8 protein-coding genes and 1 pseudogene are annotated in these 8,924 nt (G+C 64.8%); 6 read left to right on the plus strand and 3 right to left on the minus strand.

Annotated elements, in window-relative coordinates:
* The first annotated feature begins 28 nt into the window (after positions 1–28).
* The 6 genes from sufC to AC1DS6_RS27720 are packed head-to-tail and all read left to right on the plus strand — an operon-like array spanning position 29 to position 4,536.
* Complete coding sequence (gene sufC / locus AC1DS6_RS27695; RefSeq protein ID WP_477103593.1) at positions 29–799, plus strand: Fe-S cluster assembly ATPase SufC; 771 nt, start codon at positions 29–31, stop codon at positions 797–799.
* Positions 796–2,127, plus strand: coding sequence for a Fe-S cluster assembly protein SufD (gene sufD, locus AC1DS6_RS27700; protein WP_477103594.1), 1,332 nt, complete (start codon positions 796–798; stop codon positions 2,125–2,127). Before sufC ends, sufD begins: the two co-directional genes overlap by 4 nt.
* Positions 2,124–3,392 carry a SufS family cysteine desulfurase gene (locus AC1DS6_RS27705; RefSeq protein ID WP_477103595.1) on the plus strand — a complete coding sequence of 423 codons (1,269 nt, stop codon included), beginning with the start codon at positions 2,124–2,126 and terminating at the stop codon, positions 3,390–3,392. Before sufD ends, AC1DS6_RS27705 begins: the two co-directional genes overlap by 4 nt.
* Complete coding sequence (sufU, locus tag AC1DS6_RS27710; RefSeq protein WP_477103596.1) at positions 3,392–3,841, plus strand: Fe-S cluster assembly sulfur transfer protein SufU; 450 nt, start codon at positions 3,392–3,394, stop codon at positions 3,839–3,841. Before AC1DS6_RS27705 ends, sufU begins: the two co-directional genes overlap by 1 nt.
* A 4-nt stretch (positions 3,842–3,845) precedes the next feature.
* Complete coding sequence (locus AC1DS6_RS27715) at positions 3,846–4,214, plus strand: SUF system Fe-S cluster assembly protein (protein ID WP_477103597.1); 369 nt, start codon at positions 3,846–3,848, stop codon at positions 4,212–4,214.
* Position 4,215: 1 nt separating this feature from the next.
* A complete protein-coding gene (locus AC1DS6_RS27720) occupies positions 4,216–4,536 on the plus strand; it encodes a Rieske (2Fe-2S) protein (protein WP_477103598.1) in 321 nt (106 codons plus the stop codon).
* 97 nt (positions 4,537–4,633) lie between these two features.
* On the opposite strand, the pseudogene AC1DS6_RS27725 reads toward AC1DS6_RS27720, so the two are convergent.
* From AC1DS6_RS27725 to AC1DS6_RS27735, 3 genes and pseudogenes are all read right to left on the minus strand, one after another.
* A pseudogene (locus tag AC1DS6_RS27725) lies at positions 4,634–4,901 on the minus strand (universal stress protein); the annotation flags it as partial.
* A 283-nt stretch (positions 4,902–5,184) separates the two neighbouring features.
* Positions 5,185–7,395: an amylo-alpha-1,6-glucosidase gene (locus AC1DS6_RS27730; protein ID WP_477103599.1), complete on the minus strand. Its 2,211-nt coding sequence runs from the start codon at positions 7,393–7,395 to the stop codon at positions 5,185–5,187.
* Positions 7,396–7,411: 16 nt separating this feature from the next.
* The gene (locus AC1DS6_RS27735; protein ID WP_477103600.1) at positions 7,412–8,491 is read right to left on the minus strand and encodes a glycosyltransferase family 4 protein; all 1,080 of its coding nucleotides are present in this window, start codon (positions 8,489–8,491) and stop codon (positions 7,412–7,414) included.
* Between the last annotated feature and the right edge of the window lie 433 nt (positions 8,492–8,924).

Here is an 8,924-nt window from a genome sequence, read left to right on the forward strand (position 1 = left end):
GGAACCACATTGGAGCAAGAGGCCAGCCATGCTTGAAATCCGCGACCTGCACGTCTCAGTTGACGACAAGCCCATCCTGCGCGGAATAGACCTTAGCGTGAAGGCCGGCGAAGTGCATGCCATCATGGGCCCCAACGGCTCTGGCAAGAGCACGCTTGCCCACGTGCTGGCCGGACGGGACCGTTACGTCGTGACCGCAGGCGAAGTCCTCTACGACGGCGCGAACCTGCTCGGCATGCCGCCCGAAGAACGCGCGCGCGCGGGCGTCTTCCTGGCCTTCCAGTATCCGGTGGAAATCCCGGGCGTCTCGAACATCTATTTGCTCAAGGCGGGGCTCAACGCGATCCGCAAGCATCGCGGCGAGCCGGAACTGGATGCCATGGACTTTCTCGCGCTGGTCAAGGACAAGCTCAGGCTCATGGAGATGGATCCAAGCTTGCTCTACCGCGCCGTGAACGAGGGCTTTTCCGGTGGCGAAAAGAAACGCAACGAGATCCTGCAAATGGCGGTGCTGGAGCCCCGGCTTGCCATTCTCGACGAGACCGACTCCGGTCTCGACATCGACGCGCTCAAGGTCGTCGCCAGCGGCATCGGTGCCATGCGCGGTCCGCAACGCGCCATCGTTCTGGTGACCCACTACCAGCGGCTGCTCAATTACATCGTGCCGGACCGCGTGCACGTGCTGGCGCAGGGCCGCATTGCCAGGTCCGGCGGGCCCGAACTGGCGCTGGAACTGGAGCGTCATGGCTATGTGGGAGTGGAGGCGCCGGCCTTCACCGGCGTGGAGGCCTCGGCATGAGCGCAACTGGCGTGGAACACTATCTTGCAGAGTTCGCCCGCGTCGAGACGGTATTGCCCGGCCGGCGGCTGCCCTGGCTCGCGCGCGCGCGCCAACAGGCGTTGGAACACTTCGCGCAAGCCGGGTTTCCGACGCTTCGCCACGAGGACTGGAAATACACCAGCGTGGCCGCGATCGAGAAAAGCCGCTTTACCGCGGGGCCGGCGCAGTCCGGCGACCAGCCGGACGCCGCCCTGGCTGCGTGGATCGGGACGCTTGCCCTGCCCGGCGCGCACCTGATGGTCTTCGTCAATGGCCGCCTCCAGCCGCAATGGTCGCGCATCGGGGTGCTGCCGGCAGGGGTTGAACTCCTCAGCCTCGCCACCATGCTGGAGCGCACACCGGCGCCTGTGGAAGCGCTGCTTTGCCGCCGCATGAGCGACCACCCGTCCGGCTTCGCTGCCTTGAACACCGCATTCATGACCGATGGCGCTTATATCCGCCTGGCCGCCGGCACTGCTCCCGACCAGCCGATCCACTTGCTGTTCATTGCCACTGAGCCGGAACTGGTCACCCATACGCGTAATCTCGTGATGGCGGAAGCAGGCAGCCATGTCTGCATCGTGGAACACCACGTGGGGGTGGACGGCCTCGGCTATTTCACCAATTGCGTCACCGACATCGTGGCCGCGCGCGACGCGCAGGTCGAACATCACAAGGTGCAGCAAGAGAGCCACAAGGCGTTTCACATCGCCGGCGTGAATATGGATCAGCGGCACGGCAGCCGCTTCACCTCCAGTGCATTCGCCCTGGGCGGCGCTCTGGCGCGGACCGACATCCAGGTCGGGCTGAATGCCGAGCGCGCCGAATGCTCGCTCGACGGGCTGTACATGACCGGTGGCCGGCAGCATATTGACCACCACACTCGTATCGACCACGCTAGGCCGGAAGGCAAGAGCCGCGAGTTCTATAAAGGCGTGCTGGCCGGCGCCTCGCGCGCCGTGTTCAACGGCAAGGTGGTGGTGCATCCCGATGCGCAGCATACCGATGCGCACCAATCCAACCGCAACCTGCTGTTGTCCGAGAATGCCGAAGTCGACACCAAGCCACAGCTGGAGATTTACGCCGACGACGTCAAATGCAGCCACGGCGCCACCGTAGGCCAGCTCGATCCCGACCAGATCTACTACCTGCGCTCGCGCGGGGTGGACGATGCCTCGGCGCGGGCCCTGCTGACCTTCGCCTTCGCCGCAGAAATGGGCGACCGGCTGGGCCTGGTCACCTTGCGCGCGCGGCTGGAAACGCTGTTGCGCGGCCATTTGCCCGCACCGGTGGAGGCGCGGACATGACCACTGCCGAGCATGAACTCAGGGCCGTGGAGTGCGCGGTACCAGCGGCTGGCCTGGACGTCATGCGCCTGCGCCGGGATTTCCCCATCCTGCGGCAGACGGTCAACGGCAAGCCGCTGGTTTACCTGGACAGCGCGGCCACCAGCCAGAAGCCACAGAGCGTGATCGACTGCGAGGCGTATTACTACGCGGCGCTCAATGCCAATATCCACCGCGGCGTGCATACCTTGAGCCAACTCGCGACCGATGCCTACGAGGCGGCGCGCGACACCGTGCAAGGCTTGATCAACGCGGCCCGGCGGGAGGAGATCGTGTTCGTGCGCGGAACCACGGAGGCGATCAATTTAGTGGCGGCAAGCTACGGACAGCGCCTACGGCCCGGCGACGAGATCCTGATCAGCGCGATGGAGCACCATTCCAATATCGTGCCGTGGCAACTGGCGTGCGAGCGCACCGGTGCCATCCTGCGGGTGGCGCCGATCAACGACGCGGGTGAACTGCTGCTGGACGCATTCGAGCGCCTGCTTGGCCCTCGCACCAGGCTGGTTGCCGTGACCCATCTCTCCAATGCCCTCGGCACGGTCAACCCGGTGCGGTACCTCATCGAACTGGCGCACGCCAAGGGGGTTCCGGTGCTGGTCGACGGGGCCCAGGCCGTGCCGCACCTCAACGTTGACGTTCAGGCGCTGGATTGCGATTTCTACGCATTCTCCGGGCACAAACTCTATGGCCCCACCGGCATTGGCGTGCTCTACGGCAAGGCCGCGCTACTCGATGTCATGCCGCCTTACCAGGGCGGGGGAGACATGATTCGCGAGGTCACGTTCCGCAGGACCACTTACAACGAACTGCCCTTCAAGTTCGAGGCCGGCACGCCCAATATTGCCGGCGTGATCGGCCTGGGCGCCGCGATCGGCTATGTGAGCGCGGTGGGCCTGGATGCCATCGCGGCCCACGAGCACGCGCTGCTCGCCTACGCCACCGGGCAGGCGGCGCAGATTGCCGGCCTGCGCATCATCGGTACGGCCGCGGACAAGGCGAGCATTCTCTCGTTCGTCCTGGATGGCGTGCATCCCCATGATGCCGGCACCATCCTCGACGTGGAAGGCGTGGCGGTCCGTGCCGGCCACCACTGCGCGATGCCCGTGATGGAGCGGTTCGACGTGCCTGCCACGGTGCGGGCGTCCTTCGCGCTATACAACACACGAGAGGAGGTGGATGCCCTGTTCCGCGCCGTGTGCAAGGCACAGGAGGTATTTGCCTGATGTCCGATCTGCTCGATCTTTACCGGGAAGTCGTGGTCGACCACAGCCGCTCGCCCCGCAATTGCAGGCGGCTGACGGGCGCAAACCGCCGTGCGGAGGGGTTCAACCCATTGTGCGGTGACCGGCTGACGCTGTACCTGAAGGTCAGTGATGGCGTGATCGAGGATGCGAGCTTCGAGGGTTCCGGCTGCGCCATCTCCACTGCCTCGGCGTCGCTGATGACCGAGGCGCTCAAGGGTAAGACCGAGGCACAGGCGCAGGCGTTGTTTACCGGTTTCCATGCGCTCGTGACCGGAAGCGGCCCGACGCAGGCCGGCGCGCCGCTGGGCAAGCTGGCAGTGCTGGGCGGCGTACGCGAGTTTCCGGCGCGTGTGAAGTGTGCGACGCTGGCCTGGCATACCCTCCAAGCCGCCTTGCACGGCAGCGCCCAGCCTATCTCAACGGAGTGACGCGATGAGCATGATCGATTGGCTGCGCAAGGCCGAGGCACACGAAGACAGGCTCGAGCCTGGCCCCGACACCATGGAGGGAAGGGTGATAGAAGCGCTGCGCACAGTCTATGACCCGGAGATCCCGGTGAATATCTATGACCTGGGCCTAATCTATGCCCTGTCCGTGGATGAAGCCGCGGGCAAGGTGGGTATTCGCATGACGCTGACCGCGCCGGGCTGTCCGGTGGCGCAGACCTTTCCCGGCGTGGTCGAGAGTGCCGTCATGGAAGTTGGCGGCGTGGACGACGTCGAGGTTGAGCTGATATGGGATCCGCCCTGGTCGCGAGAGCGGATGAGCGAGGCGGCGCGCCTGGAACTGGGGTTGCTCTGAGATGAGCGAATGGATCGATGTCGCTCCGGCCGGCGAATTCGCGCCCGGGACGTCCCGCACCGTTGACGTCGATGGCTTGCAGGTCGCGGTATTCAATGTGGGCGGCACCTACTACGCCATCGAGGACATGTGTTCCCACGAGGCGGAGCCCCTCTGTGGCGGGGACGTCGAGGGCGAGGAAGTCGTCTGTCCACGCCACGGCGCGCATTTCTCCCTCATCACGGGGGCGGCGCTGTCCCCGCCGGCTTATGACCCAGTGGCGGTTTTTCCGGTCCGGGTCATGGGCGGCACGGTACAGGTCAAGGATGACCGCTGGGACTAGGGGGAAGGCTTGAGCGCCGGGTCGGCTACTCAATGGACTCAATACGCATCGAGTTGCTGCGCCAATGAGTCGAACACAGGTCTCGATCCCATGACGTCTAGCGGTACACCAGCACGGGGATTTTGCTGTGGGTCAGCACCTTGAGGGTCTCGCTGCCGATCAGAAGCCCTTGCACACCGTCCATGGGACGCCATGACGATCAGGTCGCAGCCTCTATCTTCGGCGGTCTTGATGATGGCCTCGTATGGGTGATCGCTGACGGCATAGACGGTGTCGCATGTCACGCCGGCAGCGTTTGCCTCACCCGCGATCCTCTTAAGATATTTAGCCGACTCTTGCTGTGCCTCCTGGGTGAAGCGTTCGCGGTCTCGAAACGCGGCCCTGACCCGGCGCCTGAGGATTGCGGATCCAGCCGGCCGCCGTCCTCTCATGATGCAGTGCCCTCCGTCCCGTTCTCCGCGGTGCGCTCAAGCAGAGTAGCCGGGATTTTCTCGTCACAATGCGCCCGGCGTGAGCAACTGGCTGTCCTTGCGGGCGCTCTCCCGCGTTTCCTGCCCTGACTCGTGGCCACGGGCGAGTGCACCCTGTCCATGTCGCCGGCGCGGCATGGGGTTCGAACTGGCGTAAGGGCACGGAAGCTGGCGCCGGCTAGTTCCGCGTGATTATCCGGATCGGCCCCTGCCGGGCCAACACGTCAACCACCACACGCTCGCCAGAGCGGCGCACCGCCACGTCGGCGCTGCCGCCACCGACAGCCAGGTTGCGGAATACCACTTCGTCGAGGAAGGGCGGCAGCGAAGGATCCTCGAAGGTGATCGCCGGCTCGCGCGTGTCGAAGTTCAGCCCCAGGCACGCCTGCAATAGCAGCAGCGGAGCGGCGGCCGCCCAGGCCTGCGGCGCGCAGGCCACCGGGTAGAACGTCGGGCCCTGGCTGCGCTGCCGCGGGAAGCCGCAGAACAGCTCGGGCAGGCGTCGCAGGTCGATATAGTTCGAGGCCGCGAACAGACCCTCGAAGATGCGGCTGGTTTCCGGATGGTAGCCGTAGCGCGCCATGCCAGCGGCGATCAGTGCGTTGTCGTGCGGCCATACCGAGCCGTTGTGGTAGCTCATCGGGTTAAAGCGTGCCGCATCGGCGGACACGGTCCGGATGCCCCAGCCGCAGAATGAGGTGCTTTCCATCAGCGTGGCCACCACCGAGGGCGCACGCTCGGGGAGCGCGATTCCGGTGAACAGCGTATGGCCCGCATTGGAAGCACGTATGCGACAGGGGCGCTTGTCGCCGTCCAGCGCCAGCACGTAGGTGCCCAGCGCCGCGTCATAGAAGCGCGCGTCGAACGCGTCGCGCAGCAATTCAGCGTTGGCCGCGTAGGTCGCTGCGCCCTCGCTGTCGTCCAGAGCCGCGCGTATCGACGCAGCGGCTTGCCAGGCGCCATAGGTGTAGGCCTGCACCTCGGCCAGCGCAATCGGGCCGGGGGCGAGCCGGCCGTCCTCATGGAAGACCGAATCGCGGCTATCTTTCCAGCCCTGGTTGATGAGGCCTTCCGGCGACTGCCTGCCATATTCGACAAACAGGTCGCCATCGCGGTCGCCATAGTCGCTAATCCAGCCCAGCGCGGCCCGGATGTTCGGCCATAGCGTGCGAATGGTCTCGACATCGCCGGTGCGCCGCAGGTAGGCGCCGGCCAGCAGCACGAACAGCGGCGTGGCATCCACGCTGCCGTAGTAGAGCCCGAACGGCACTTCCCCCAGTCGTGCCATCTCGCCATGGCGCATTTCGTGCAGGATCTTGCCCGGCTCGGCATCGGCCTGGGGATCGACTGTTTCCGCCTGCATCGCGGCAAGGTATTGCAGCACGCCGCGCGCAATCTCTGGGTCCAGCCAAAGCGTTTGCAACGCCGTAATTAGCGCATCGCGCCCGAATACCGTGCTGAACCACGGAATGCCGGCATACGGGTAGGGCCCGTGCACGGTGTTGGTCAGCAGCATATAGAGGTCAGATACACTGCGCCGTGCCACCTCGTTGAAGAGTTCGTTGGAGGTGGTGATGGATGCCGCGCGGCGTGTCGCGTGTCGCAGCTCCCGCCGCGAATGGAGAAGTGCGCTAAGGAAGGATTGCGTCTCCTCGGCCTCGCGCTGCACCGACGTGCAGCGGATTTCCATGCGAAGCACTTGGGAGCACGACGGCTCGAGCGTCAGGGTGAAACTCGCGCCGTTTTTACCTAGCTCGGCCGGCGCCGGGTCAAAGGCGAGCCGGGTTTCGCGCCGCCCCTGGTCCAGGCCGGTATAGCTCAGCGTGACCGCGGCGCCCGTGACAACCGGCGCATGCACGGTGCCGCGCCGCAGCCGCCGCGTGCCGCGCACTTCGAACAGGTCGGCGAAGTCGGCATTGAAGGCAATATCCACACGCACGCGCCGTGACACCTCGTCATAGTTGCGCACGCTCAGGCGCTCATAGCAGGCGCCATTCCACAGGAAGCGCGACCTGCGCAGGTGGATCAGGTCGTGCTCGAGCCTCAGCTTGCCATCGTCATCAAACAGGTCGGGGTTGGTCAGGTCGCAAGTCAGCGAGGCGTTGTCGTCGCGTAGTGTTGACGACAGCAGCATCGGCCGCTCGCCGTCGATGGTTAGCCGAAGATAGGACAGGTGCCGGGTATCGAAGTGAAACAGTCCTTCGGGGCTGCCAGGCGCCCCGATCGCATCGCCGTTGTGGTCGAACAGCGCGAAGGTGTCGCCGTGCTTTAGCGTGCGCGGGCGCCGTTCCTGTAGCGACGCCGCCGCAGGGATGTAGAACTGGGCGACATGGTTGGCACCGGCGACTAGCCCCGGGCTGACGGGTAGTTCATTGGGGTCCGTAAGCATGGTGAAACTCCTCCGATCACGCAAGCGCCGGTTCGCCGGACTCGCCTTCCGACGCGTCTGCGTCGCCGGGCTCCGCCAGGCTCTGGTAGATGCGCACGTACTCGAGCGCCATCCGCTCGACGGTGAAACGCGCTTCGAAGGCTGCGCGCACGGCCGTGCGCGGCAGTGTGGCCGCGCGGTGCACCGCCGCCACCGCTTCATCAATACTGCGCACGATATAGCCGCTAACGCCACTCTCAATCACTTCCGGCACCGAGCCGCACGCAAACGCGACTACGGGTGTACCGCACGCCATCGCCTCGATCATCACCAGCCCGAACGGTTCCGGCCAGTCGATGGGAAACAGCAGCGCGCGCGCATTGCCAAGGAAGGCGGCTTTGTGATTTTCGTCGATCTCGCCGATGTAGTCGACTTCCGGGTGCCCCGCCACCAGGGGGCGGATGGTGCTGTCCCAGTAGTCGCGGTCAACCTTGTCGATCTTGGCGGCGATCTTCAGCGGCATTCCGGCGCGTGCCGCAATCTCGATGGCAAGGTCGGGACGTTTCTCCGGCGAAATCCGGCCGAGGAATGCCAGGTAGTCGCCGCGTGGATTGGCGCAGCAGGCCAGGAGGTTCGCCGGCAGGCCGTGGTGCACGGTGCCGGCCCAGTTCACCGGCGGCATCGGCGCGCGCTGCGCGCTGGAGACCGACACCAGAGGGAAATGCGGGAAGTGCGCGTAGAACGGCTGCAGGTCGGGCAGGTCCAGACGGCCATGTAAGGTCGTCACGGCCCGCACGGGCATGCGCCGCAGCCACGGGAAATGCACCATGTCGATGTGGAAATGCAGCACGTCAAAGTTGCTGGCACTCGCCATGACGCGATCCAGCATCATTACATAGTACGGCAACGGATCGCGCACGCGCGTATCCAGGCGCAGCGCCATGTCGCAGCACGGTACCAACTCGGCTTGCGTGGCCGAGTCGCCGCTTGCGAACAGCGTGACTTCGTGGCCCTGCCGCACCAGTTCTTCGGCCAGGTAGGAAACAATGCGCTCCGTGCCACCATACAGGCTGGGCGGGCAGCGCTCGGCTAGTGGTGCAATCTGCGCAATCCTCATTGGCGCCCCGGGTCGGGTAGGAATACCGTGGGTTGGATGGCCGCGACAGCGTCTGGCTGATGAAACGCAAAATAGCCGGCACTTTTCACGGTGTCGTGCCCAGCGTGCAGGTGCGCGACAAGGCGCTGCTCGGGACGCGAGCGGAAGTCCTGTTTCCACATTAGGTCAAGGCTGCAGGAATTTCGTCTTCATTAAACAATGATCTGCGGCTGGGTGACCCGCCAGCATCCTCAGCTCCAAAGACGACAGCTGCAAGCTAGGGCAAGACTTATGTGGACGCCTCCTATTGAGACTTGTATAAATCATGACAACCGATTTGAGTCTGACGCATTATCTGACCAAGGCGTTGATCGGGAGTCGATTGCATGGCTGGGAAGATGGACGAAGCGACCAGAAAGCGGGTTTGCGCTGGACGGATGCTGTTAGCGAACAA

The sequence above is a fragment of the Cupriavidus sp. 05L310 genome, assembly GCF_056398185.1.

What these genes read in the sequence shown, in the direction of transcription:
- sufC (WP_477103593.1), top strand. Translation starts at nt 29, where the DNA reads ATGCTTGAAATCCGCGACCTGCACGTCTCAGTTGACGACAAGCCCATC.
- sufD (WP_477103594.1), top strand. Translation starts at nt 796, where the DNA reads ATGAGCGCAACTGGCGTGGAACACTATCTTGCAGAGTTCGCCCGCGTC.
- AC1DS6_RS27705 (WP_477103595.1), top strand. Translation starts at nt 2,124, where the DNA reads ATGACCACTGCCGAGCATGAACTCAGGGCCGTGGAGTGCGCGGTACCA.
- sufU (WP_477103596.1), top strand. Translation starts at nt 3,392, where the DNA reads ATGTCCGATCTGCTCGATCTTTACCGGGAAGTCGTGGTCGACCACAGC.
- AC1DS6_RS27715 (WP_477103597.1), top strand. Translation starts at nt 3,846, where the DNA reads ATGAGCATGATCGATTGGCTGCGCAAGGCCGAGGCACACGAAGACAGG.
- AC1DS6_RS27720 (WP_477103598.1), top strand. Translation starts at nt 4,216, where the DNA reads ATGAGCGAATGGATCGATGTCGCTCCGGCCGGCGAATTCGCGCCCGGG.
- AC1DS6_RS27730 (WP_477103599.1), bottom strand. Translation starts at nt 7,395, where the DNA reads ATGCTTACGGACCCCAATGAACTACCCGTCAGCCCGGGGCTAGTCGCC.
- AC1DS6_RS27735 (WP_477103600.1), bottom strand. Translation starts at nt 8,491, where the DNA reads ATGAGGATTGCGCAGATTGCACCACTAGCCGAGCGCTGCCCGCCCAGC.